This window comes from Rhodoferax sp. (assembly GCF_028688795.1).
Lineage (GTDB): Bacteria > Pseudomonadota > Gammaproteobacteria > Burkholderiales > Burkholderiaceae_C > Rhodoferax.
Genome location: NZ_JAQTXM010000027.1, coordinates 1 through 21,704 on the forward strand (window position 1 = coordinate 1; position 21,704 = coordinate 21,704).

Below are 21,704 nucleotides of genomic sequence, written 5' to 3' on the forward strand. Positions count from 1 at the left end.
GCTGGCCCTGAGGCACGTTATTGCCCGGCTGGTGTTTATGAGTTTGTGAAGAACGATGACAACACCGACCGCTTGCAGATCAATGCCGCGAATTGTGTGCATTGCAAGACCTGCGACATCAAGGACCTGACGCAGAACATTGTGTGGGTCACGCCCGAAGGTGGGGGCGGGCCGAATTATTCGGGGATGTAAGCGCTGTTGAGTGCAACCGTGGCCGCCCTCGGGCGGCCATCTGTTTTTGGTGCCGGAGCGAACCACACTTTGCCTGGTTGCTGCGCCAAAACGGTGATGAAGCATGCGCTGGGAAGTACGCTGACGGTGCATGGCGAGGGTATTTGGGAGTCTGTGCACTAGTTTCATGCAGTGAAAGCAAGATTACTGACAAGAAACTTTGGCACACTCCTTGCACTGATTCTGTGGTCTGCAACTGCCACATGGAGCCCCCCTTGAAACCGTTCCAATCCCTGCGCTGGATCATCCCGGCCACCCTCACCCTTGGTGCATCGTCCCTGTGGGCCCAAGCCGCCCCCGAGGCACCCACACTCAACTCGGGCGACACCGCCTTCGTATTTGCCTGCTGCATCGCAGTGTGGCTGATGACGATCCCCGGCCTGGCCCTGTTCTACGGCGGCTTGGCGCGCACCAAGAACGTCCTGTCCATCCTCATGCAGGTGTTCACCGTCTCCTCATTGATCACCGTGTTGTGGGCGCTGTACGGCTACAGCCTGACCTTCACTGACGGCGGTTCACTGCAGTCGGTGATCGGTGGCCTGGACAAACTCTTCTTGAGGGGGGTGACCAAAGACTCGCTGCAAGGCAGCATCCCCGAGCTGCTGTACTTCTACTTCATGCGGCTGTTTGCCGCCATCACCCCCACCATCATCGTGGGTGCGTTCGCAGAACGCATCAAGTTTGCTGCCGTACTGGTCTTCATGGCGATCTGGTTCACCATCAACTACGTCCCCATGGCCCACATGGGTTGGGGTGGTGGCTGGGTGTTCCAGCTCGGCGCGCAAGACTTTGCCGGGGGCAACGTGGTGCACGTCAACGTGGGCATTGCTGCCTTGGTGGGTGCCTGGCTGGTGGGGGCGCGCAAGGGTGTGGGCACCTCGGCCATGTCACCGCATAACATGACCATGACCATGACCGGCGGCTCGCTGTTGTGGGTGGGCTGGCTGGCGTTTTGCGGCGGCTGCGTGCTTGCGGCCAACGGCTTCTCGATGCTGGTGGTGCTCAACACCATGCTCGCTGGCGCCGCAGGCACCCTGTCGTGGATGCTGGTGGAATGGATTCACCGCGGTCGCCCAAGCATGCTGGGCGCAGTCTCTGGTGCCATCGCCGGTCTGGTTGCCATCACGCCGGCCTGCGGTTTTGTGGGCCCCATGGGTGCGATTGCCATCGGCTTCATCGTCTCTCCCATCTGTGTCTGGGCGGTGGAGAAGCTCAAGCCCATGATTGGTCTGGACGACTCCTTTGACGTCTTTGGCGTGCACGGCGTGGGCGGCATCGTCGGCGGCATTCTGACCACCGTCTTTGCCATGCCTGCGCTGGGTGGTCTGGGCTTTGCTGAGGGCCGTGACTTTGGCTCGCAGATGCAAATCCAACTGCTGGTCATTGGTTTTAGCATCGTGTATTCGGCCATCAGCAGCTTCATCGCCTTCAAGCTGGCGTCGCTGTTGTGCGGTGGCCTGCGCGTACAAGAGGACGACGAGATTGAGGGCCTGGACATGAGTTCACACGGCGAGCCGGGCTACAAGCTCTGAGTTGCCGTCACATTGCATTCTGCCCATCCTTACCTTCAAGCTTTGAGGTTCAATATGAAACTTGTCACTGCCATCATCAAACCCTTCAAGCTCGACGAGGTGCGCCAGGCGCTCTCGGACATCGGTACGCAGGGCATCACGGTCACCGAGGTCAAGGGCTTTGGGCGCCAGAAGGGCCACACCGAGCTGTACCGGGGCGCGGAGTACGTGGTGGACTTTTTACCCAAGGTAAAGCTTGAGGCTGCGGTGGACGATGCCATGGTCTCGCGCGTGGTCGAGACCATTGAGGCGGCTGCGCGCACGGGCAAGATTGGCGACGGCAAGATCTTCGTCAGCGCACTTGAGCAGGTCATTCGCATCCGCACCGGTGAGTCCGGTAGCGAGGCGCTTTGATGAGCTTGCCTGGAGATGCCCTGCACGTCCGCCCTCCGGTGGCGACGCACGTGCGCGAACCCGCGCTGTCCCTGCGCACGCCGACCCTGGAACGCTACCGCGTGGCAGGCGGTGGCCTGACCGTGGTGGCTCTGGCCGCAGGCGACGCGCTGGAGGTGATCGATCCCGAGGGCCTGCAGGCCTGCGAGTTGCTGGCCTGGGATGCCCAAGGCCGCGACGCCCTGGCAGCGTTGGGTCTTCAGGCCTCACCCGGCGCGGGTGGCACGGCCCGGCTGTTGCAGCGTCAGCACCCCGCCTTGCGCCTGGTGCACGCTGGCCTGTGCCGCCGCGGTATTGACCTGGACCACCTGCCTGCGCCCTGCCTGCTCTGGCCAGCGGGTGGCTTGGCGGGCCAGCGACAACGCTGCACGGCCTCCGGCGAGGTGCTGGTGCTGGTTGCAGCCCCAGGCGCGGACGGCAGCGTCCACGATCAAAACTCGCCAACCCCATTGGCCCTGCATGTGCACCGCAGCAGCCACCGCATCCTCACCGCTGTGCCACTGCCCGACCCGTTGGGGGAGGTGGTGGACGAATTCACCATCGCGCCGGGTACGGCGCGCAGTTACACCGTGGCGAAGGGTCAGTACATTCAAGTCATCGACGTTGCCGGGCGCCAGTGTTCCGACTTCGTGGCCTTCAACCGCGCAGCGCTTGACCGTGGCATCGAGCAGGAGCTTGACCCCACGGTCACGCGCACGCTCGGTGCCCGGGCTTACCCCGGCCCTGGGCTGCATTCGCGCTTCTTTGACCGTGAGATGCAACCCGTGCTCGAACTGGTGCAAGACACCGTGGGCCGCCATGACACGTTCGGCCTGGCCTGTGCGGCGCGTTATTACGAAGGCATGGGTTACTTCGGCCACGCCAATTGCAGCGACAACCTGTCCCGCGAACTTGCCTCTTACGGGGTGCGTGGGCGACCGGGCTGGCCAGCCATCAACTTTTTCTACAACACGGGTGTGGACGCCCACAATCAGATGACCATGGATGAACCCTGGTCACGCCCAGGCGACCACGTGCTGCTGCGTGCGCTTGACGACATGGTCTGCGCCAACACCTCATGCCCGGACGACATCGACCCCGCCAATGGCTGGATGCCGACCGACATCCACGTTCGAATTTACGCTGCCCAGGAGCGCTTTAGCATGGCCCTTGCCCACCGACCTACCCCCGACGCCGAACCCGTGATGACACGCGAGAGCGGGTTTCACGCCGATACGTCGGCCCTCACCCGTCAATTCACCGACTACCGCGGCTGGTGGACACCCACCCGCTACGACGGCCATGGCGCTATCGCCGAGTACCACGCCTGCCGCGAGCGGGTCGCGGTGATGGACCTGTCGGCCTTGCGCAAGTTCGAGGTCATCGGCCCAGACGCCGAAGCGCTGATGCAGTATTGCCTGACGCGCGACATCAAGAAGCTGGCGGTGGGCCAGGTGGTGTATTCAGCCATGTGTTATCCGCACGGCGGCATGCTTGACGACGGCACCTTGCTGCGGCTGGGCCCAGACAACTTTCGCTGGATTTGTGGTGAGGACTACGGCGGCATCTGGCTGCGTGAACAGGCCAACAAGCTGGGCATGAAGGTCTGGGTCAAATCGGCCAGCGACCATATCCATAACGTTGCCGTGCAGGGGCCGCGCTCGCGCGAGCTGTTGCGCCAGATGGTGTGGTCGCCTGGCACGCAGCCAGTGCTCGACAACCTGGGCTGGTTCCGCTTTTTGGTTGGGCGCCTTGATGACCACAACGGCTGTCCGCTCATGGTCTCACGCACCGGCTATACCGGCGAGCTGGGCTACGAGGTCTGGTGCCACCCCAGCGACGCACCCCGCGTCTGGGCTCGCTTGTGGGAACTCGGTGCGCCGCTCGGCCTCTCGCCACTCGGTCTGGACGCACTCGACACCCTGCGCATTGAAGCTGGCCTGGTGTTTGCCGGCCACGAGTTTTGCGACCAGACTGACCCTTTCGAAGCTGGCATTGGTTTTTGTGTGCCACTAAAGAGCAAGGCAGATGACTTCATCGGGCGCGATGCACTGCTGGAGCGCAGCGCACACCCGCAGCGCAAACTTGTCGGTCTGCAGCTTGATGGCAACGAAATGGCAGCGCACGGCGATGGTGTCTATGTTGGTCACGCCCAGGTCGGTGTGGTCACCAGCGCCACGCGCTCGCCGCACGCGGGTCAGAACGTCGCGCTGTGCCGCATGACGGTGAGTAACGCCGTGGTCGGTACAAAGGTTGAAATTGGCAAGCTCGACGGGCACCAGAAGCGTTTGCCCGCCAGCGTGTCGGCACCGATCTTCTACGACCCCGACAAGAGCCGCGTACGCGCCTGAGCACCTGGCCCCTGCGGGGGCTGTGCCGGTGCCGCCTTGCTCAGTTCACAGGCTCACTGCCAAAGACCTTGAGACCCACCACCCCGGCCACGATCAACAACAGGCAAAGAAGCCGGGGCGTGTTGGCCGCCTCGTTCAGAAACAAGATGCCATAAAGCACCGTGCTAACGGCGCCAATACCCACCCACACCGCGTAGGCCGTGCCCATCGGCACGGTGCGCATGGCCAGCGAGAGCAGGTACAGGCTCAGCACGATGAAGCCGGCGCAGTACAGCGAAGGCCACAGGCGGGTAAAGCCATCGGTCCGCGCAATGGCTGCGGCCCAGACCACTTCACAAACACCGGCCCCCAGCAGCAGCCACCAACCGGTTTGAGGGCCAACGACCATCGGATTCTTCTATGGGTGCGCGAGGTAACTCTCCAGCGAGTCGTCTAGAGCGTCCTGCCACGGAGTGTGGTGCGGTGCCGCCATGGTGCCGGTCATGAGCGAGGGGTAGCACTTGTTGCGGTAGCCCATGATGTCCTCATACTTGTCATGCTTCCAGTCGAGGAAGGTCTTGTTGACCGCAGCGATATTGAAGCTCGGGTAGTCGGTGGCATCGATCAGGGTCTGGATGTACTTGCCCTGGAACTCGAACATCTGCTGAGCATCTTCCAACGCCAGTTCTTCCTCACGCCACCGCAGGTTTTCCTCTCGCATCACTTCTTGCGAGGGCAGCGGAATGCGACCGAGCATGATGTCACGCGCGTACCAGGCCTGGGCGTCGAACATGTTGAAGCTGTACCACTGGTCCTGCATGCCCAGGTAGATCAGTTGCGGGTTCTCTTCCCAGCACACGCCCTTGTACAGGTCCAGCGGCCACAGGCGGTTGGCGGTCTTCAGGCGCAATGCTTCTGGCAAGAAGGGAAAGTGGTGCTTGTAGCCGGTGCACAGGATGACGGCATCGACGTGTTTGCTGCTGCCGTCCGCGAAGTGCGCGGTATTGCCCTCAACCTTGAGCAGTTGCGGTTTTTCCTCCCAGTTGTCCGGCCACTTATAGCCCATGGGGCTGGTGCGGTAGCAACTGGTGATCGAGCGTGCGCCGTACTTCCAGCACTGTGAGCCGATGTCTTCCGCCGAGTAGCTGGCGCCGACGATGAGCACATCCTTGCCCTTGAACTCCAACGCATCACGGAAGTCGTGCGCATGCAGCACGCGGCCACCGAAGGTTTCGAAGCCTTCGAAATAGGGTACGTTGGGCGTCGAGAAATGGCCACTGGCCACCACCACCCAGTCGAACTCTTCGCTGCAGGTCAAGTCCTGTTGGTGGTCGTGCGCGGTGACCGTGAACTTGCGGGTGCCCTCGTCGTAGCTCACGAGACGCGCGGCGGTGTTGAAGCGGATGTACTTGCGCACACCGGCCTTTTCGACACGACCCTTGATGTAGTCCCACAGCACCTCACGCGGCGGGTAGGAACCCATGGGCCGGCCAAAGTGTTCGTCGAAGGTGTAGTCGGCGAACTCCAGACATTCCTTCGGTCCGTTCGACCAGAGGTACCGGTACATGCTGCCATGCACCGGCTCGCCGTGTTCGTCCAGGCCGGTACGCCAGGTGTAGTTCCACATGCCACCCCAGTCCGACTGTTTTTCAAAGCACACCAGCTCCGGAATCTCGGCACCTGCGGCCTGGGCGGATTGGAAAGCCCGCAGTTGTGCCAGGCCAGAAGGACCAGCGCCGATGACGGCGACACGCTTGTTCATGCAAATACTCCTAAACGTAAAATGGTTAAACAGTGGGAAACTTTTGTTCCCTATGTGAAGCACAAGACATGCCAGCGGTTATGTCGTGCATTTGCACTGCCGACAGGGGGCTCGATGGGTTTACTGCGCCAAAAAGGTGATTAGGGGTGAGGGAAAAGAGCGACAGCGGTGCATGGAGTGGGGAAAGGGGAGCGGATGCACTAGTTTCATGCAGTGAAAGCAAGATTACTGACAAGAAACTTTGGCACACTCCTTGCACTGATTCTGTGGTCTGCAACTGCCACATGGAGCCCCCCTTGAAACCGTTCCAATCCCTGCGCTGGATCATCCCGGCCACCCTCACCCTTGGTGCATCGTCCCTGTGGGCCCAAGCCGCCCCCGAGGCACCCACACTCAACTCGGGCGACACCGCCTTCGTATTTGCCTGCTGCATCGCAGTGTGGCTGATGACGATCCCCGGCCTGGCCCTGTTCTACGGCGGCTTGGCGCGCACCAAGAACGTCCTGTCCATCCTCATGCAGGTGTTCACCGTCTCCTCATTGATCACCGTGTTGTGGGCGCTGTACGGCTACAGCCTGACCTTCACTGACGGCGGTTCACTGCAGTCGGTGATCGGTGGCCTGGACAAACTCTTCTTGAGGGGGGTGACCAAAGACTCGCTGCAAGGCAGCATCCCCGAGCTGCTGTACTTCTACTTCATGCGGCTGTTTGCCGCCATCACCCCCACCATCATCGTGGGTGCGTTCGCAGAACGCATCAAGTTTGCTGCCGTACTGGTCTTCATGGCGATCTGGTTCACCATCAACTACGTCCCCATGGCCCACATGGGTTGGGGTGGTGGCTGGGTGTTCCAGCTCGGCGCGCAAGACTTTGCCGGGGGCAACGTGGTGCACGTCAACGTGGGCATTGCTGCCTTGGTGGGTGCCTGGCTGGTGGGGGCGCGCAAGGGTGTGGGCACCTCGGCCATGTCACCGCATAACATGACCATGACCATGACCGGCGGCTCGCTGTTGTGGGTGGGCTGGCTGGCGTTTTGCGGCGGCTGCGTGCTTGCGGCCAACGGCTTCTCGATGCTGGTGGTGCTCAACACCATGCTCGCTGGCGCCGCAGGCACCCTGTCGTGGATGCTGGTGGAATGGATTCACCGCGGTCGCCCAAGCATGCTGGGCGCAGTCTCTGGTGCCATCGCCGGTCTGGTTGCCATCACGCCGGCCTGCGGTTTTGTGGGCCCCATGGGTGCGATTGCCATCGGCTTCATCGTCTCTCCCATCTGTGTCTGGGCGGTGGAGAAGCTCAAGCCCATGATTGGTCTGGACGACTCCTTTGACGTCTTTGGCGTGCACGGCGTGGGCGGCATCGTCGGCGGCATTCTGACCACCGTCTTTGCCATGCCTGCGCTGGGTGGTCTGGGCTTTGCTGAGGGCCGTGACTTTGGCTCGCAGATGCAAATCCAACTGCTGGTCATTGGTTTTAGCATCGTGTATTCGGCCATCAGCAGCTTCATCGCCTTCAAGCTGGCGTCGCTGTTGTGCGGTGGCCTGCGCGTACAAGAGGACGACGAGATTGAGGGCCTGGACATGAGTTCACACGGCGAGCCGGGCTACAAGCTCTGAGTTGCCGTCACATTGCATTCTGCCCATCCTTACCTTCAAGCTTTGAGGTTCAATATGAAACTTGTCACTGCCATCATCAAACCCTTCAAGCTCGACGAGGTGCGCCAGGCGCTCTCGGACATCGGTACGCAGGGCATCACGGTCACCGAGGTCAAGGGCTTTGGGCGCCAGAAGGGCCACACCGAGCTGTACCGGGGCGCGGAGTACGTGGTGGACTTTTTACCCAAGGTAAAGCTTGAGGCTGCGGTGGACGATGCCATGGTCTCGCGCGTGGTCGAGACCATTGAGGCGGCTGCGCGCACGGGCAAGATTGGCGACGGCAAGATCTTCGTCAGCGCACTTGAGCAGGTCATTCGCATCCGCACCGGTGAGTCCGGTAGCGAGGCGCTTTGATGAGCTTGCCTGGAGATGCCCTGCACGTCCGCCCTCCGGTGGCGACGCACGTGCGCGAACCCGCGCTGTCCCTGCGCACGCCGACCCTGGAACGCTACCGCGTGGCAGGCGGTGGCCTGACCGTGGTGGCTCTGGCTTGCGAGCTGATGGCCTTGCACGCGAGGCCTTGGCGGCCTTCGGTGCCCGTTTCCAAAGCAGCAAAGACTTCGCGCGCACGACAAGTTGCGGCAATGCCATGGACCAGTGAAAAATAGTGTCCCAATTTTTTCCTTCGTTGCGGGCCAATTTGCTCAACCGAGCATGTGCTTAACTACCCAGTCAGCATCATCCAGCGGCAAGTCATGGCCCGCAGTCGGGTGCTCTGCCAGCGGCCAGTGCCAAGCGCGTGCCACCGACCTTGAACACTGCACACTCACCAGACTGTCAAGCGTGCTGGCCAACAGCAGCGTGGGCGTGGCAGGGGATTGCGCTGGCGCGGTAAAGCGTGCGGCGGCCCACAGCTGTCGCAGGGAATTCAGGGGCGACACAGGGTGCAATTGGCGCAGGTTGACCCAGTCATTGATCACATCCGGGTCGCTCAGGCGGCTGGTCATGCGCCAGATGGTGTGCTCCCAGTCGCTGGCGTTGGCAGCGCTCAACACCAGGCGTGCGATCGTAGCGATGTTGCGGGGCTGAAAGCGCTGGTAAAACGGGTTGAACGGGCGCAGGCTGGTGTTGATCAACACCTGTCTTGAAATTTCCTCAGGGTAAGTCTGTGCCCAGGCCACGGCCACCATGGCGCCCAGCGACATGGCCAGCACGTGGTAGGGCGGTTGAATGCCTTTTTCTTCAAGCTGGCCGCGGCAATGCGCAACCATGCCTTGTACTGTCCACGGACTGGCTTGGTCATGCCACACGCCGTTGCCAGCAAAGTCCAGCGGCAGCAGCACATCGTCAGGGCAGGCTTGTTGCATCAAGGGCAAAAAGCTGCCCCAGTGGCCGCTTTCACGCGTCAAACCTCGCAGCAAGAGCCAGGTGGTCATGGCGTGTCAGTACCAGTCCAGCAGCGCTTGTGCGTGCAATAGTGCCCGTTGCTCGGCGTTGGGCAACCACAACCGGTGGCCACTGGCTGCCCTGGAAAGAAAGTCCAGCAGCGACTGGTGCTGGCGCAGCACCCGCTGTTGCCGGTGCTCAATCAGCGGGTTGAAAATGCCGTGGCGGGAAAACAATTGACGGGGGTTCTTTTTTACCCACAACCATGACCCCATTTCCAGCGTCAGGGGCAAAAAAATGCGCTCAGGCTTGGCCAGAGATTGCAGGTACAGGTGGTCCCACAAATCGCCATGCGCCAGGTATTGCAGGCTTTGTGGCTCCACCACATAGCGGTGGTAGCTGTTGGACTGCACAAAAATGTTTTTCAGCGCTTGTAGCTCGGCCAGATGGGCCATGGGTTCGCGCTTGTGGGCAAAAGGAAACCAGAGCCGGTCGCGTGTGCCAAAACCAGAGTGGCAGTCCACGCACAGGCTGAAGGCGCGCGGAAAAAATTCACGCTCGATGACTTCGCAGATGGCTTGGTTTTCAACCTCCATGGGCGCATTCAGCGGGCCCCGGTACCACGGCAAGCTGGCGCTGTAGCGTTGGCCGCCCACCAGAAAGGGCACCGGCTCTTGCGCCTGCACTGGTGCGTTGCGCATCAAATCCACGCCGTGCGGGTTGGCCCGTGTGCCCAGTGCCATGCCGCCGGGGTTGACGATGGGCATGAACACCAGGCGCACCGATTCAAGTTGCTGGTGCAGCGTGCTATCCCACTGCAGACGCATCACCAGGCTTTGCAGGTAAGCAATCACCACCTCGGCACCGATGCGCTCCAGGCCGTGCACGCCGCCAAAGTACCCGACGATGGGCGCGGTGGGGTCTGGGCTGCCCAGCGCGATGGCATACACCGGCAGTTGGCTGCCGTCTGGGAGGCTGACATGGCGCACCACCCGCACGTCGAGTTTTTTGGCGCCCAGCTCAATGATGCGCTCCAGCGCAGAGAGTTCCGGCAGTTTGGTGCGTGTCACAAATTACCGATCAAAAAGCATATTGAGTTTCCATCCGGTGGGAGCTTACGGCCCAGCGCGCTAGTCTGAAAGCGGTTTCGAGTACCGTACCTGGGTGGCGGGACATGACATCAAACTGTCATGCTTGGCCCCTACCCTTGGTTGCAGTTAACAAGGGAGTTTTGCAAATGATTTTCAGAACACATTTCTTCCGCTGGCTGGCTATTCCGGCGTGTGTGGCGGCTGGTTTGCTGGAGCTGATGGCGCTTCAGCGCAGCAAATTGCTGGGCCGCAAACCCGGCTTGGGTGCATGACACCATGCTTGAAATGAACACGCTGCACAGCCCATCTTCTGGTGACAACACCACTACTGGGGAGTTGACCGCACACAACTCATTGTGGAACGAAGCCCTGTGCGTGTCCATCATGGCGCAGCTTTGGGGCTTGCGCAAAGCCATGCTGCAACGCGAATCCAGCATGCAGCCGACACTCGACCAGGTGCTAACGGTGCACCGCGACAGCGCGCGTAACCTGATCCATTATTTGAGCCTGCGCGCGGTGGATTTGCGGCCCCTGCAAGAGCAATTGGCTACGCTGGGCTTGTCTTCTCTTGGGCGTGCTGAATCGCATGTGCTGGCCAGCCTGGACAAGGTGCTTGGGCTGCTGCACAAGCTCACTGGGCAGCCGTGGCAAAACCTCTCGCACGAGGAGCCACCCGGCCGGGTTAGCAGCCGTGCCTTGTTGGCAGACAACACGATTGGCTTGCTGGGCGATGTGCCCAACGAGCGCACTGTGCGCATCATGGTCACCCTGCCAAGCGAGGCCGCCACCGATGTTGGCGTGGCGCGTGAGTTGGTGGCCGCCGGCATGGATGTCGCCCGCATCAATTGTGCGCACGATGGCCCGAGGCAATGGGTTGACATGGCCAAACACGTGCGTAAAGCGGCCAAGGCGGCGCGTAGAAACGTCAAAATTCTGATGGATTTGGGTGGCCCAAAAATTCGCACAGGTGTGATTGCGCCCGGCCCGGCGGTGCTCAAGCTCAGGCCCGGCAAAGATGATTTTGGCCACGTGTACCGCCCGGCGCGTCTGGGCCTGCAGCCTATGGGCGAGCATGAGCCCTTGCCAAACGTAGATGCCTGCATTGGTGTTTGGGACGATTGGCTCAAGCGGCTCAAAGTGGGCTCAACCATTGAATTTACCGATGCCCGCGGTGCCAAACGCCATCTGCTGGTGACCCACTGCACCAGTCAGGGTGCCGTGGCGGAATGTTTGCGCACCTGCTACTTCACGCCTGAGACCGTGCTGCACCTGGTGCACCCGAACCACAAAAAAAAGCACTCCAGTCTGGTGTGCCACATCGCGCACCAGCCCGGTACCCTGCATCTGAAGCTGGGTGACCGCTTGCACCTGACACGTGATGGGCTTGACCATCTGGTTGCCGCAGACGAGGCCGTGGGTGACAACTCGTTTACTGTTGCGCGAGTGCCCTGCACTCTGCCGCAGGTGATCGAGCAGGTCAAGGTGGGCGAACGAATCTGGTTCGATGACGGTCGCATTGGCGGCGTGATTCGCCAGATTGCAGGGCAAGGGGTAGAGGTGGAAATCACCCACGCCCGTGACAGCGGCGAAAAGCTGGTGGCCGACAAAGGCATCAACTTGCCCGACAGCAAACTTGACCTGCCGGCACTCACAGACAAAGACATTACCGACCTCGACACAGTTGCCAAAGTGGCTGACATGGTGGGTTTATCGTTTGTGCAAAAACCCGACGATGTGGCTTTGTTGCGCTCGCACTTGCATCGGCTCAAACGCGATGACATGGGGCTGGTGCTCAAGATAGAAATGCTGCAGGGTTTTGAGAACTTGCCCGATTTGATGCTGGCCGCCATGGCCGCCAACTCTGCTGGCGTGATGATCGCGCGCGGCGACCTGGCGGTGGAGTGTGGCTTTGAGCGCATGGCCGAGGTCCAGGAAGAAATCTTGTGCTGCGCGGAAGCCGCGCACATGCCGGTTATCTGGGCCACTCAGGTGCTGGAATCTTTGGCCAAAACCGGCTTGCCTTCGCGCGCCGAAATATCGGACGCCGGTCTGGGTGTGCGTGCCGAATGCGTCATGCTCAACAAAGGGCCATTCATTGCCGATGCCATCCACACCCTGGACGACATCCTGAAACGCATGGCAGGCCATCAAGCCAAAAAGCGCCCCTTGTTACGGGCGCTGCGGGCCTGGAATGGTGGCGACTTGGCGGCCTAAGCGACAGACGGCGTGGCTGTGGCGGTGCTGAGCCCGTGCACTTGCGAGCTCAAGTCGAGCAAACGCAGCTTGCTGGCGTAATGCCGGTCAAGGCGCCACTCTGAGAGGATTTCCAGCACGAGTTCAAACTTGTCGTTGCTCAGTTCGTAGAGCTGCGCAACCGAAATCTGGCCCTCACTTTCCAGCGCGAGCACCAGCGCCGAAATGATTCGGGCTGCTGGATCGGTTGGATTGGCTTGGATGAATTTACGCGCTTTCTTGATGGCGAGCATGATGGTGTTCCCGACGATGTTGTTAGAGGTTTGTCACATCAGCGCCTGCGGCATGCGAGTGAAAAGGTCACATATTCACGCAACGCGGACATGTGACCAAGGGTAACCGCCCAATGTGTCAAATTTGATGAAACAGATGTGACAGTTGCGTGACCCTGGCGCGCTACGCCTTCACCACCAGCACACTCTCGTCCCACTTGGCGTGTTTCTCCAGCCCTGCCAAGTTGGCCACGGTGGCGGCAATGTTCGACAGGCCCGCGGTGGTGGTCTGCTTGAGTCCCAGCTTGCCGCCGGTGACCTTGTCAAACAAGATCAGTGGCACCGGGTTCAGCGTGTGCGCGGTTTTTGCCTTGTAAGACCCGTCCGCGTTGAGTGACGGTTTTTTGGTCTTCTTGTCCAGCTCATACATCTCGTCGGCATTGCCGTGGTCAGCGGTGATCAGGGCCACGCCACCAGCCGCTGCAATGGCAGGCAGCAGGCGGGCCAGAGCCAGGTCAACCGCTTCCACGGCCATGGTGGCTGCGCGGAAGTTGCCGGTGTGGCCCACCATGTCGCCGTTGGCGAAGTTGCAGCGCAACAGCTTGTACTGGCCGCTTTGCACGGCGGCAATCATGGCGTCGGTGATCTCGGCCGACTTCATCCAGGGGCGTTGCTCAAACGGCACCACGTCGCTGGGCACTTCCTGCCAACTCTCCCCCTCAAACTTGTTGGAGCGGTTGCCGTTCCAGAAGTAGGTAACGTGGCCAAACTTTTGAGTCTCGGAGCAGGCGAACTGGGTCAGACCTGCTTTGCTGAACCATTCGCCTGATGTGTCTTTGATGGCCGGGGGCGTCACCAGGAAACGCTTGGGCAGTTGCAGGTCGCCGTCGTACTGCAGCATGCCGGCAAAGGTCACTGACGGTGTGCGGACACGGTCAAAGCGGGTGAACGCTGTGTCGACAAAAGCGCGGGTGATCTCAATCGCCCGGTCGCCGCGGAAATTGAAAAGCACCACCGAATCGCCGTCCTCAATGGTGCCAATGGGCTGGCCGTTCTCAGCAATCACAAACTCCGGCAAGTCCTGGTCGATGGTGCCAGGGTGCTTGGCGCGCAGGCCGTTCACGGCGGCGGTGGCGTTGGCAAACTGCGGGCCCTGGCCCAGAACATGCGTCTTCCAGCCCTTTTCAACCATCGGCCAATTGGCGTCGTAGCGGTCCATGGTGATGTTCTGGCGGCCGCCCCCCGAGGCAATGCGGGCATCAAAACCGTTGGTGCTGAGCTCGGCCAGAAAGGCCTCAAACGGCACCACGTAGTCCAGCGCACTGGTCTCGGGCACGTCACGTCCGTCGAGCAGGGCATGGATGCGCACAGTTTTAACACCGTCAGCCTTGGTTTGGAGCACCATGGCCTTCAGGTGGTCAATGTGGCTGTGCACATTGCCATCAGAAAACAGGCCGATGAAGTGGATCACACCGCGGCCCGCCTTGGCGCCGGCCACGATTTGCTGCCACGTCTGGCCCTGCCAGATCGAGCCGTCGGCAATCGCGTTGGCCACCAACGCCGCGCCCTGGCTGTACACCTGCCCGGCGCCGATGGCGTTGTGGCCCACCTCGGAGTTGCCCATGTCGTCGTCAGACGGCATGCCGACGGCCGTGCCATGGGCGCGCAGGCTGATGTTGGGGCATTCGACCAACAAGCGGTCCAGTGTGGGTTTGCGGGCGGCAGCAATGGCGCTGCCCTCGTCGAGCTTGGATATGCCGTAACCGTCCATGACGATGACAACCACCGGGCCGGTGACACCGGGGAAGGCCGTGAATTTTTGTAGCATGGGTAACTCCTGAAATGATCGTGCAGGGCCGATGCGTCTGGGACCCAACCCGGCGGCATTCGGCAACCCCGCTATCTTCCCTCAAATCGACGGGTCGTCCCGATGTCCGACTGACGAAAAGTGCACAGGCTGCACCAGATGTCCAGCCTGTGCATGGGCAGCTTGCGTCCTGAAGGCAGAAATAGAAAAGCCTGCTGGGGTCAGCAGGCTTGGATATTGAGCGGGTCTTAGCGACGATTGCTACCGGGTCCTAATTTTGAGCCACCAGCAAAGTCACTACAGCTACTAACGCTCCTGCTTTCTCAACTTGCCGAGCCCATGGTATTGAACTCCAGATCCAGGTGGGGTGAATCTGCATCTTGCAAGTTCTGGTCGATCATCAACCAGGTGTCGGCATCAATGATGGCTTCGGCAGGGTGATGCGCAAAGGCCGACAACGAGGTCAGCAGGGCGGCGACGACTGCAGCTTGAATTACTTTCTTCATATCTCTGTTCCTTTAAAAAATAGTAAAAAGCCATCAGTTCCCCCAGTTCACAACATCCCGGGTTTCGTCGGGTGCGTTACTAGGTTGACCTTTGGTGATGTGTATCGTAGGAAGAAGAGGTAACCGGGCCATGTCAAGCGCGTATCAGAATGTACCGATGAGTTTCATTGTGTGATCAACCCCTGGCTCCGGTACCATTTGCCCATGAAAAAATCCAAAGACGACAAGCCCGATACCTTGGGCAAGAAAGACTATTTTGAAAAGCTGGAGCCGCTTCAGCTTGAACTCAATGACCTGGCGCGCTGGCTGGTGCACACCGGCAAGCGCTTGATGGTGGTGATTGAGGGTCGCGACACCGCGGGCAAGGGCGGCGTGATCTCGGCCATTGCCGACACCTTGAACCCGCGCCAGTGCCGCACGGTGGCGCTGGGCAAGCCCAGTGAGCGCGAGCAGAGTCAGTGGTACTTTCAACGCTACGTGCCTTACCTCCCTGCGGCGGGCGAGATCGCGCTGTTTGACCGCAGCTGGTACAACCGGGCGGGCGTGGAACGTGTCATGGACTTTTGCACCGAACAGCAAACCAAAGACTTCTTGAAACAAGCGCCGGTGTTCGAGCAAATGCTGGTCGACGACGGCATTTTGCTGTTCAAGTACTGGTTGACGGTGGATCAGGCGCAGCAGGAAGAACGTTTTGCCGAGCGCCTGGCGGACCCGCTCAAGCGCTGGAAACTCAGCCCGATTGATGTCAAAGCGCGGGAAAAATACGCCGAATACGGTCAAGTGCGTGACGTGATGCTGGCGGCCACGCACTCAAAAGTAGCGCCCTGGACGCTGGTGGACTTCAATGACCAGCGCGCCGGCCGCCTCACGCTCATTCGTCATCTGCTTGACCACATTTCAGACCGCAAGGTGACCGAGACTCTGGTGAGCTTCCCGCCGCTGGATCATGAACCTCTGCGCGAAAAGTATGGCACCGCGCTGGAGCCGATCAAGGCCAAGATTTGAGCCAGGATTGAACGCCCTACTTGATCAGCAGCACCGGCACCGGCGACAGGTGAAGCACCTTGGTGGCGACCGATCCCATGAACAGCCCGATCACGCTGCCCAAACCACGCGCCCCCATGATGACCATGCTGCAGCCCTTGTCCTTGGCGAAGTCCACGATGCTGGGCGCGGCCTCGCCCACCAGAATGTGCGCTGAAAACGCCAGTCCGGCGGCGGCGAGTTTGGCTTTGGCTGCGGCCAGGGCGGCCTCGCCCGCCTCAAGGTGAAAGTCCTTCACCACGGCGCCTTCAATGAAGCGGGTGATGTCGCTTGAGAGCGGCGCCTGCACGTTCACCAGAAAAATCTGCGGCGGGGTCTGGCGACCGGTGGCCTCTTGGATGACGTGGTCCACCGCCTTCAGCGACGGTTCAGAGTTATCGATGGCGATCAGCCAGGATGTGGTCATGGTGGTGCCCCTTTAATTTTTTGGCTCGACGGATTCTGACGATAGCTCAAACGCCTTCACCGGCGCCCTGTGGCTGGCCAGCCATTTGCCCACCGCCACCACCAGCAGGGCACCCGTGGCAGCAAACAGGTAGTTGGCGTAAGGAATGCTTGCGGCAACCGACGGCGGCATGGCCGGGTCGGTCAGCAACATGCCCCCGGCAATCCAGCCCAGCAGGGCCGCACCGAGCGTGATCACCATGGGGAAGCGGTCCATCAGGGTCAACACGATTTTGCTGCCCCACACCACGATCGGAATCGACACCAGAATGCCAAAGGTCACCAGCACCATGGAGCCGTGCGAGGCGCCCGCCACCGCAATCACGTTGTCCAGGCTCATCACCGCGTCGGCCACGATGATGGTCTTGATGGCCGCCATCAGGGTGGTGCCGCCATCAATGTTGCCGTGCGACTCATCGTGCTCAGGCAGCAACAGTTTGATGCCAATCCACAGCAGCAACAGCGCGCCCACAATCTTCAGGTAAGGCAAGGCCAGCAATTGCAGCGCAAAGAAAATCATGATCACGCGCAGACCAATGGCACCCACCACACCCCAAAAAATGCCTTTGTTGCGCAACGCAGGTGGCAGCTTTCGGCAGGCCAGGGCAATCACCACCGCGTTGTCGCCTCCGAGCATGATGTCGATGGCGATGATTTGCAGGACGGCAATCCAGAAGAGTGAAGAGGTTAAATCAGGCATGGTGAATAGAGCGTTTCAATGGGTGTAGGCGCCGTGCACAGCAGACATTGGCCCCTCGTCAAGGTGGCCACATGGGCCACGACACAGAGCGCCGATTGTGCCACCGGCATGCCAGAAGCTGTGCCCCGGTCAGCGTACCAAGCTGGGCATTTTGGGGTCGAACTTCCAGCCAGGCAACAAATACTGCATGGCGATGGCATCGTCCCGCGCACCCAAGCCGTGCTGCAAATACAGCTGGTGGGCTTTTTCCACCTCAACCATGTCCAGTTCAACCCCCAGGCCGGACGCAGTGGGCACGGTGATGCTGCCGTCCACAATTTGCAGCGGGTTTTTTGTCAAGCGCTGGCCGTCTTGCCAGATCCAGTGCGTGTCAATGGCCGTGACCTTGCCCGGCGCGGCGGCCGCCACGTGGGTGAACATGGCCAGGGAAATGTCAAAGTGGTTGTTGGAATGTGAGCCCCAGGTCAGCCCATTCATCTGGCACAACTGCGCCACGCGCACTGAGCCTTGCATGGTCCAGAAATGCGGGTCAGCCAGCGGAATGTCCACACTGTGCAGGGCAATCGAATGGGCCATTTCGCGCCAGTCGGTGGCAATCATGTTGGTGGCAGTCAGCAAACCCGTTTCACGGCGGAATTCGGCCATTACCTCGCGGCCTGAGAACACGCCTTCGGCACCGCATGGGTCTTCGGCGTAGGCCAGTGCGTCACGGTGGTCACGGCACAGGCGCACGGCGTCTTTCAAGAGCCAGCCGCCGTTGGGGTCGAGCGTGATGCGGGCATCGGGAAAGCGTGCGTGCAAGGCCTCCACGGCTTCCATTTCTTCCTCGCCACGCAGCACACCGCCCTTGAGCTTGAAGTCCTTGAAGCCATAACGTGCGTAGGCAGCTTCTGCCAAGCGCACGATCCCTTGGGCATCCATGGCTTTTTCGTGGCGCAGTCGCAGCCAGTCATCCGCCTGCTCGGGCTCAGTGCGGTAAGGTAAATCGGTCTGGCTGCGGTCTGCCACGTAAAACAAATAGCCCAGCACGGCGACACTGGCGCGTTGTTGGCCTTCGCCCAGCAAAGCTGCCACCGGCACGCCCAGATGTTGACCGAGCAAATCCAGCAACGCACTTTCCACCGCAGTGACCGCGTGGATAGCGATGCGTAAGTCGAAAGTCTGCAGCCCGCGACCACCGCTGTCGCGGTCGGCAAAGGCCACCCGAAGGGTGTTCAAAATGGCGTTCCAGTTGCCCACCGATTGGCCCACGATCATGTCTTGGGCGGCTTCCAGCGTCTGTCGAATCTTTTCGCCACCTGGCACTTCGCCCACACCGGTGTGGCCCGCACTGTCGGTCAGGATGACGATGTTGCGGGTGAAATAGGGGCCGTGCGCGCCGCTCAGGTTGAGCAACATACCGTCATGCCCGGCCACGGGAATGACTTGCATGCGTTGGATGGTGGGAGTGTGCGTGGTGTTTGGCATGGAAGGGATCGCGACGTTGGGTTTGGAAGGTTGCTTGCCAGACATCGTACAACTTGATTGAGAGCCCGGCAATAGGGTTTTCCCGCTGGTTTTGGGGTGATTCGCACTTGTGCTTGCATGACGCTGAACTGGGGGGTTGCAGGGCCGTCTTCCGTCGGCCCTAAGAAATCAGTCATCCATAAGTTTGGCGAGAAAATATAAGCTTATTTGGTCTCTAGGCCATGTGTATTAAGCGCGGACAGCTATGTTAACCATAGCGTTATGGCGATTCGTGACTCACCTGCGAGCGGCGCAGGCGCTCGCGGCTGTTGCTCAGGTGGGTGCGCATGGCGGCACGGGCGGCGTCCGGGTCCTGGTTTTTGATGGCGTTGAAAATGCTTTCATGCTCGCCATGCAGTCGTTGCAGGTAACTCAGCCGGCCTTCAGGTGCGCTGTTGGGCGTGTTGACCCGGGCGCGGGGAATGATCATGGTGCCCAGGTAGGTCATCAGGTCGGCAAAGTGCCGGTTACCGGTGGCGCGGGCCACTTCCATGTGAAATTCAAAGTCGGACGGCAGGGCGTCTGACTCATGCTCAATGGCATCCAGAAAGGCCGTTAAAGCCGATTCCATCTTGCCGATGTTGCCGTCATCTCTGCGCTGCGCGGCCAGCCCGGCCGCCTCACTTTCCAGGCTGATGCGCAGTTCCAGCAGCGAAACCACGTCGGCCACGGTGGAGAAATCTTCCGGCGCAATGCGGAAGTTGCTGGTGTCGGGGGCGGCCAGTGCAAAGGTGCCAATGCCGTGGCGGGTTTCCACCAAGCCGCTGGCTTGCAGCTTGGACAACGCCTCACGCACCACGGTGCGACTCACCTCAAAACGGGCCATGATTTCCGACTCGGTGGGCAGCTTGTCGCCGGGCTTGATTTGCCCGTTCCGGATGTTGCCGGCAAGCTCATCCACGATGACCTGCACCAGGCCGCGAGGTCGACGTGGGCGGGTCACCGGGGCACTAGGGGTTTTCCATGATTCCATATAAAAACGCTTGACTCACTGAATTTGGATGATCACAATTTGCGACGTTGTCAGACAACCTACGACTGACAAGGGAATGACTGAATTGAATGTAAAGCCAGAAACTGGAAAAGTCCAGTGCCTGCATAAATTTCTTGAAACGAGTGAAAAAATGACCATCAAGGCACATCAAAAACTGTTGCTCACTGGCGCTGCCGGTGGTTTGGGCCAGGCCTTGCGCGAGCGCCTCAAGGCCAATTGCGAGGTACTTCGTTTGTCAGACCGCTTGGCCTTTGGCGTTGCCGCCGCGCAAGAAGAAATCATGCTGGCCGACCTGGCCGATGCACAAGCTGTGAGTGTCATGGTGCAAGGCGTGCAAGCCATCGTGCATTTGGGCGGTGTGTCGGTCGAAGGCCCGTTTGGCCCGATCCTGCAAGCCAACATTTTGGGTCTTTACAACCTGTATGAAGCGGCTCGTCTGCACGGTGTCAAGCGCATCGTGTTTGCCAGCTCCAACCACGTCACCGGTTTTTACCACCAGTGCGACACCATTGATGCAACTGCCCCAGCGCGCCCGGACAGCCTGTATGGCGTGAGCAAGGCCTTTGGCGAAGACCTGTCGCGCTTTTACTTTGATCGCTACGGCATCGAAACCGCCTGTGTGCGCATTGGCTCTTCATTCCCTGAGCCGCGCGACCGCCGCATGCTGGCCACCTACCTGAGCTTTGACGACCTTCACCGTTTGATCACCGCCTGTCTGACGACACCGGTGCTGGGCCACAGCATCATTTTTGGCATGTCGGACAACGCCGTCACGTGGTGGGACAACCGTTGCGCCAAACACATCGGCTACGTGCCGCAAGACAGCTCGGACGTTTTCCGTGATGCCGTTTACGCCAGGACCTCTGCGCCCGACCTGAGCGACCCGGTGGCCCAGTTCCAGGGCGGCGGCTTTGTGGTGGCTGGCCCGTTTGGCGCGTGAGCCTTGCCATGACACAGCCGCAAGCTGAACTGGTGCTGGACGCGCGCAACGCCGTAGGCGAAAGCCCGGTGTGGAACGCCGCAGAACAAGCGCTGTATTGGGTTGACATCCCCGCACGCACACTGAACCGCTGGACGCTGGCCACCCAGGCCGTGACCACCTGGAAGGCCCCTGAAATGCTGGGCTGCGTGGCGCCCATGGCCGGCGGTGGCTGGATCGCCGGGGCTGAAACCGGCATCCTGAGCTCACAACTCGAAGCCGATGGCCAACTCGGTTTCAAACGCCTGGTGACGGTGGACCATGCCAAACCAGGCATGCGCTTCAATGATGGCCGCTGCGACCGCCAGGGCCGCTTCCTGGCTGGCACCATGTTGATGGATATGGCATCTAGCCAAGGTGAAGGCGGCGTGTACAGCTATCAAATCAGCAGCAATGGCGCTGGGCAACTCGTCAAACTACTGGACGGCTTCAAAACGCCCAACGGCCTGGCCTTCAGCCCCGACGGCCGCACCATGTATTTGTCAGACTCGCACCCCTCTGTGCAACTGATCTGGGCCTTTGACTACGACACGGCCACCGGTACGCCAAGCAACCGCCGGGTCTTTGTGGACATGAATGCCCTGTATGGCCGCCCCGACGGTGCCGCCGTGGACGCTGACGGTTGTTACTGGATTTGTGGCAACGACGCCGGCCTGGTGCATCGTTTCACGCCTCAGGGCAAGCTCGATCAATCACTGGCCGTGCCGGTCAAAAAGCCTGCTATGTGCGCCTTTGGTGGCCCCAATCTGGACACCCTGTTTGTCACCTCCATCCGCCCCAGCGGCGTTGACCTGTCAGACCAACCGCTCGCCGGTGGCGTATTTGCCTTGCGCCCGGGCGTGTGCGGCTTGCCCGAGCCCCAGTTTTCCCCCGTTCCTGTCAGTCGTTAATAAGTTTTTCAACCTGGTCCATCAAGGAGACAAC

23 protein-coding genes are annotated in these 21,704 nt (G+C 60.5%); 12 read left to right on the plus strand and 11 right to left on the minus strand.

Annotated features, from left to right (window positions below; all coding sequences use genetic code 11):
* The 4 genes from PHQ58_RS17625 to PHQ58_RS17640 all read left to right on the plus strand — a co-directional run.
* Positions 1–192 (plus strand): 4Fe-4S dicluster domain-containing protein (locus PHQ58_RS17625; RefSeq protein WP_300113466.1); only part of this gene is annotated, 192 nt, incomplete at its 5' end.
* A 254-nt stretch (positions 193–446) separates the two neighbouring features.
* Positions 447–1,763 carry an ammonium transporter gene (locus PHQ58_RS17630; RefSeq protein WP_300113469.1) on the plus strand — a complete coding sequence of 439 codons (1,317 nt, stop codon included), beginning with the start codon at positions 447–449 and terminating at the stop codon, positions 1,761–1,763.
* Between the two features lie 54 nt (positions 1,764–1,817).
* Positions 1,818–2,156 (plus strand): P-II family nitrogen regulator, encoded by a 339-nt coding sequence (locus tag PHQ58_RS17635; protein WP_300113472.1) that lies wholly within the window; start codon positions 1,818–1,820, stop codon positions 2,154–2,156.
* The gene (locus PHQ58_RS17640; protein ID WP_300113475.1) at positions 2,156–4,525 is read left to right on the plus strand and encodes a DUF1989 domain-containing protein; all 2,370 of its coding nucleotides are present in this window, start codon (positions 2,156–2,158) and stop codon (positions 4,523–4,525) included. The genes PHQ58_RS17635 and PHQ58_RS17640 overlap by 1 nt, the downstream gene beginning before the upstream one ends.
* Before the next feature lie 40 nt (positions 4,526–4,565).
* On the opposite strand, the gene PHQ58_RS17645 is transcribed toward PHQ58_RS17640, so the two are convergent.
* Together PHQ58_RS17645 and PHQ58_RS17650 are read right to left on the minus strand one after the other, a co-directional pair.
* A complete protein-coding gene (locus PHQ58_RS17645; protein WP_300113478.1) occupies positions 4,566–4,913 on the minus strand; it encodes a multidrug efflux SMR transporter in 348 nt (115 codons plus the stop codon).
* 9 nt (positions 4,914–4,922) lie between these two features.
* Positions 4,923–6,266, minus strand: a complete 1,344-nt coding sequence (locus PHQ58_RS17650; protein WP_300113481.1) for an NAD(P)/FAD-dependent oxidoreductase — start codon at positions 6,264–6,266, stop codon at positions 4,923–4,925.
* A gap of 296 nt (positions 6,267–6,562) precedes the next feature.
* Between PHQ58_RS17650 and PHQ58_RS17655 the strand changes: the two genes are divergently transcribed.
* The 3 genes from PHQ58_RS17655 to PHQ58_RS17665 are packed head-to-tail and all read left to right on the plus strand — an operon-like array spanning position 6,563 to position 8,526.
* Positions 6,563–7,879: an ammonium transporter gene (locus PHQ58_RS17655; protein WP_300113469.1), complete on the plus strand. Its 1,317-nt coding sequence runs from the start codon at positions 6,563–6,565 to the stop codon at positions 7,877–7,879.
* A 54-nt stretch (positions 7,880–7,933) separates the two neighbouring features.
* On the plus strand, positions 7,934–8,272 hold the full coding sequence (locus tag PHQ58_RS17660; protein WP_300113472.1) for a P-II family nitrogen regulator: 339 nt from the start codon (positions 7,934–7,936) through the stop codon (positions 8,270–8,272).
* Positions 8,272–8,526, plus strand: a complete 255-nt coding sequence (locus PHQ58_RS17665) for a hypothetical protein (protein WP_300113485.1) — start codon at positions 8,272–8,274, stop codon at positions 8,524–8,526. The genes PHQ58_RS17660 and PHQ58_RS17665 overlap by 1 nt, the downstream gene beginning before the upstream one ends.
* Positions 8,527–8,562: 36 nt before the next feature.
* Here the strand turns inward: PHQ58_RS17665 and PHQ58_RS17670 are convergent, their stop codons facing one another.
* Positions 8,563–9,294, minus strand: coding sequence for an alpha/beta hydrolase (locus tag PHQ58_RS17670; RefSeq protein ID WP_300113488.1), 732 nt, complete (start codon positions 9,292–9,294; stop codon positions 8,563–8,565).
* A gap of 6 nt (positions 9,295–9,300) precedes the next feature.
* Positions 9,301–10,314 (minus strand): M14 family zinc carboxypeptidase, encoded by a 1,014-nt coding sequence (locus PHQ58_RS17675; protein WP_300113491.1) that lies wholly within the window; start codon positions 10,312–10,314, stop codon positions 9,301–9,303.
* Between the two features lie 167 nt (positions 10,315–10,481).
* Here PHQ58_RS17675 and PHQ58_RS17680 point away from each other — a divergent pair, with 167 nt between their 5' ends.
* Positions 10,482–10,607, plus strand: a complete 126-nt coding sequence (locus PHQ58_RS17680) for a hypothetical protein (protein ID WP_300113494.1) — start codon at positions 10,482–10,484, stop codon at positions 10,605–10,607.
* 4 nt (positions 10,608–10,611) lie between these two features.
* Positions 10,612–12,549 (plus strand): pyruvate kinase, encoded by a 1,938-nt coding sequence (locus PHQ58_RS17685; protein ID WP_300113497.1) that lies wholly within the window; start codon positions 10,612–10,614, stop codon positions 12,547–12,549.
* On the opposite strand, the gene PHQ58_RS17690 is transcribed toward PHQ58_RS17685, so the two are convergent.
* The 3 genes from PHQ58_RS17690 to PHQ58_RS17700 all read right to left on the minus strand — a co-directional run bounded on the left by PHQ58_RS17690 (position 12,546) and on the right by PHQ58_RS17700 (position 15,113).
* Positions 12,546–12,821, minus strand: coding sequence for a hypothetical protein (locus PHQ58_RS17690; RefSeq protein WP_300113500.1), 276 nt, complete (start codon positions 12,819–12,821; stop codon positions 12,546–12,548). The two genes, PHQ58_RS17685 and PHQ58_RS17690, sit on opposite strands and share 4 nt — an antisense overlap.
* Positions 12,822–12,984: 163 nt before the next feature.
* Complete coding sequence (gene gpmI, locus PHQ58_RS17695; RefSeq protein WP_300113503.1) at positions 12,985–14,628, minus strand: 2,3-bisphosphoglycerate-independent phosphoglycerate mutase; 1,644 nt, start codon at positions 14,626–14,628, stop codon at positions 12,985–12,987.
* 302 nt (positions 14,629–14,930) lie between these two features.
* On the minus strand, positions 14,931–15,113 hold the full coding sequence (locus PHQ58_RS17700; RefSeq protein WP_300113506.1) for a hypothetical protein: 183 nt from the start codon (positions 15,111–15,113) through the stop codon (positions 14,931–14,933).
* Between the two features lie 204 nt (positions 15,114–15,317).
* Here PHQ58_RS17700 and ppk2 point away from each other — a divergent pair, with 204 nt between their 5' ends.
* Complete coding sequence (gene ppk2, locus PHQ58_RS17705) at positions 15,318–16,118, plus strand: polyphosphate kinase 2 (RefSeq protein ID WP_300113509.1); 801 nt, start codon at positions 15,318–15,320, stop codon at positions 16,116–16,118.
* 16 nt (positions 16,119–16,134) lie between these two features.
* Here ppk2 and PHQ58_RS17710 read toward each other — a convergent pair whose 3' ends face one another.
* The 4 genes from PHQ58_RS17710 to PHQ58_RS17725 form a co-directional block, all read right to left on the minus strand.
* Entirely contained in the window at positions 16,135–16,563 is a 429-nt protein-coding gene (locus PHQ58_RS17710; protein WP_300113511.1) for a universal stress protein, read from the minus strand.
* A gap of 12 nt (positions 16,564–16,575) precedes the next feature.
* A complete protein-coding gene (locus PHQ58_RS17715) occupies positions 16,576–17,301 on the minus strand; it encodes a TerC family protein (protein WP_300113513.1) in 726 nt (241 codons plus the stop codon).
* A 129-nt stretch (positions 17,302–17,430) separates the two neighbouring features.
* Entirely contained in the window at positions 17,431–18,732 is a 1,302-nt protein-coding gene (locus tag PHQ58_RS17720; protein WP_367187344.1) for an enolase C-terminal domain-like protein, read from the minus strand.
* A gap of 295 nt (positions 18,733–19,027) precedes the next feature.
* A complete protein-coding gene (locus PHQ58_RS17725; protein WP_300113519.1) occupies positions 19,028–19,780 on the minus strand; it encodes a FadR/GntR family transcriptional regulator in 753 nt (250 codons plus the stop codon).
* 151 nt (positions 19,781–19,931) lie between these two features.
* Here PHQ58_RS17725 and PHQ58_RS17730 point away from each other — a divergent pair, with 151 nt between their 5' ends.
* Both PHQ58_RS17730 and PHQ58_RS17735 read left to right on the plus strand, forming a co-directional pair.
* Positions 19,932–20,741, plus strand: coding sequence for an NAD(P)-dependent oxidoreductase (locus PHQ58_RS17730; protein WP_300113522.1), 810 nt, complete (start codon positions 19,932–19,934; stop codon positions 20,739–20,741).
* A gap of 8 nt (positions 20,742–20,749) precedes the next feature.
* Entirely contained in the window at positions 20,750–21,670 is a 921-nt protein-coding gene (locus PHQ58_RS17735; protein WP_300113525.1) for an SMP-30/gluconolactonase/LRE family protein, read from the plus strand.
* Positions 21,671–21,704: the final 34 nt, after the last annotated feature.

What these genes read in the sequence shown, in the direction of transcription:
- PHQ58_RS17715 (WP_300113513.1), bottom strand. Translation starts at nt 17,301, where the DNA reads ATGCCTGATTTAACCTCTTCACTCTTCTGGATTGCCGTCCTGCAAATC.
- PHQ58_RS17650 (WP_300113481.1), bottom strand. Translation starts at nt 6,266, where the DNA reads ATGAACAAGCGTGTCGCCGTCATCGGCGCTGGTCCTTCTGGCCTGGCA.
- PHQ58_RS17685 (WP_300113497.1), top strand. Translation starts at nt 10,612, where the DNA reads ATGCTTGAAATGAACACGCTGCACAGCCCATCTTCTGGTGACAACACC.
- PHQ58_RS17680 (WP_300113494.1), top strand. Translation starts at nt 10,482, where the DNA reads ATGATTTTCAGAACACATTTCTTCCGCTGGCTGGCTATTCCGGCGTGT.
- gpmI (WP_300113503.1), bottom strand. Translation starts at nt 14,628, where the DNA reads ATGCTACAAAAATTCACGGCCTTCCCCGGTGTCACCGGCCCGGTGGTT.
- PHQ58_RS17700 (WP_300113506.1), bottom strand. Translation starts at nt 15,113, where the DNA reads ATGAAGAAAGTAATTCAAGCTGCAGTCGTCGCCGCCCTGCTGACCTCG.
- PHQ58_RS17670 (WP_300113488.1), bottom strand. Translation starts at nt 9,294, where the DNA reads ATGACCACCTGGCTCTTGCTGCGAGGTTTGACGCGTGAAAGCGGCCAC.
- ppk2 (WP_300113509.1), top strand. Translation starts at nt 15,318, where the DNA reads ATGAAAAAATCCAAAGACGACAAGCCCGATACCTTGGGCAAGAAAGAC.
- PHQ58_RS17665 (WP_300113485.1), top strand. Translation starts at nt 8,272, where the DNA reads ATGAGCTTGCCTGGAGATGCCCTGCACGTCCGCCCTCCGGTGGCGACG.
- PHQ58_RS17730 (WP_300113522.1), top strand. Translation starts at nt 19,932, where the DNA reads ATGACCATCAAGGCACATCAAAAACTGTTGCTCACTGGCGCTGCCGGT.
- PHQ58_RS17690 (WP_300113500.1), bottom strand. Translation starts at nt 12,821, where the DNA reads ATGCTCGCCATCAAGAAAGCGCGTAAATTCATCCAAGCCAATCCAACC.
- PHQ58_RS17640 (WP_300113475.1), top strand. Translation starts at nt 2,156, where the DNA reads ATGAGCTTGCCTGGAGATGCCCTGCACGTCCGCCCTCCGGTGGCGACG.
- PHQ58_RS17635 (WP_300113472.1), top strand. Translation starts at nt 1,818, where the DNA reads ATGAAACTTGTCACTGCCATCATCAAACCCTTCAAGCTCGACGAGGTG.
- PHQ58_RS17645 (WP_300113478.1), bottom strand. Translation starts at nt 4,913, where the DNA reads ATGGTCGTTGGCCCTCAAACCGGTTGGTGGCTGCTGCTGGGGGCCGGT.
- PHQ58_RS17710 (WP_300113511.1), bottom strand. Translation starts at nt 16,563, where the DNA reads ATGACCACATCCTGGCTGATCGCCATCGATAACTCTGAACCGTCGCTG.
- PHQ58_RS17735 (WP_300113525.1), top strand. Translation starts at nt 20,750, where the DNA reads ATGACACAGCCGCAAGCTGAACTGGTGCTGGACGCGCGCAACGCCGTA.
- PHQ58_RS17720 (WP_367187344.1), bottom strand. Translation starts at nt 18,732, where the DNA reads ATGCAAGTCATTCCCGTGGCCGGGCATGACGGTATGTTGCTCAACCTG.
- PHQ58_RS17660 (WP_300113472.1), top strand. Translation starts at nt 7,934, where the DNA reads ATGAAACTTGTCACTGCCATCATCAAACCCTTCAAGCTCGACGAGGTG.
- PHQ58_RS17725 (WP_300113519.1), bottom strand. Translation starts at nt 19,780, where the DNA reads ATGGAATCATGGAAAACCCCTAGTGCCCCGGTGACCCGCCCACGTCGA.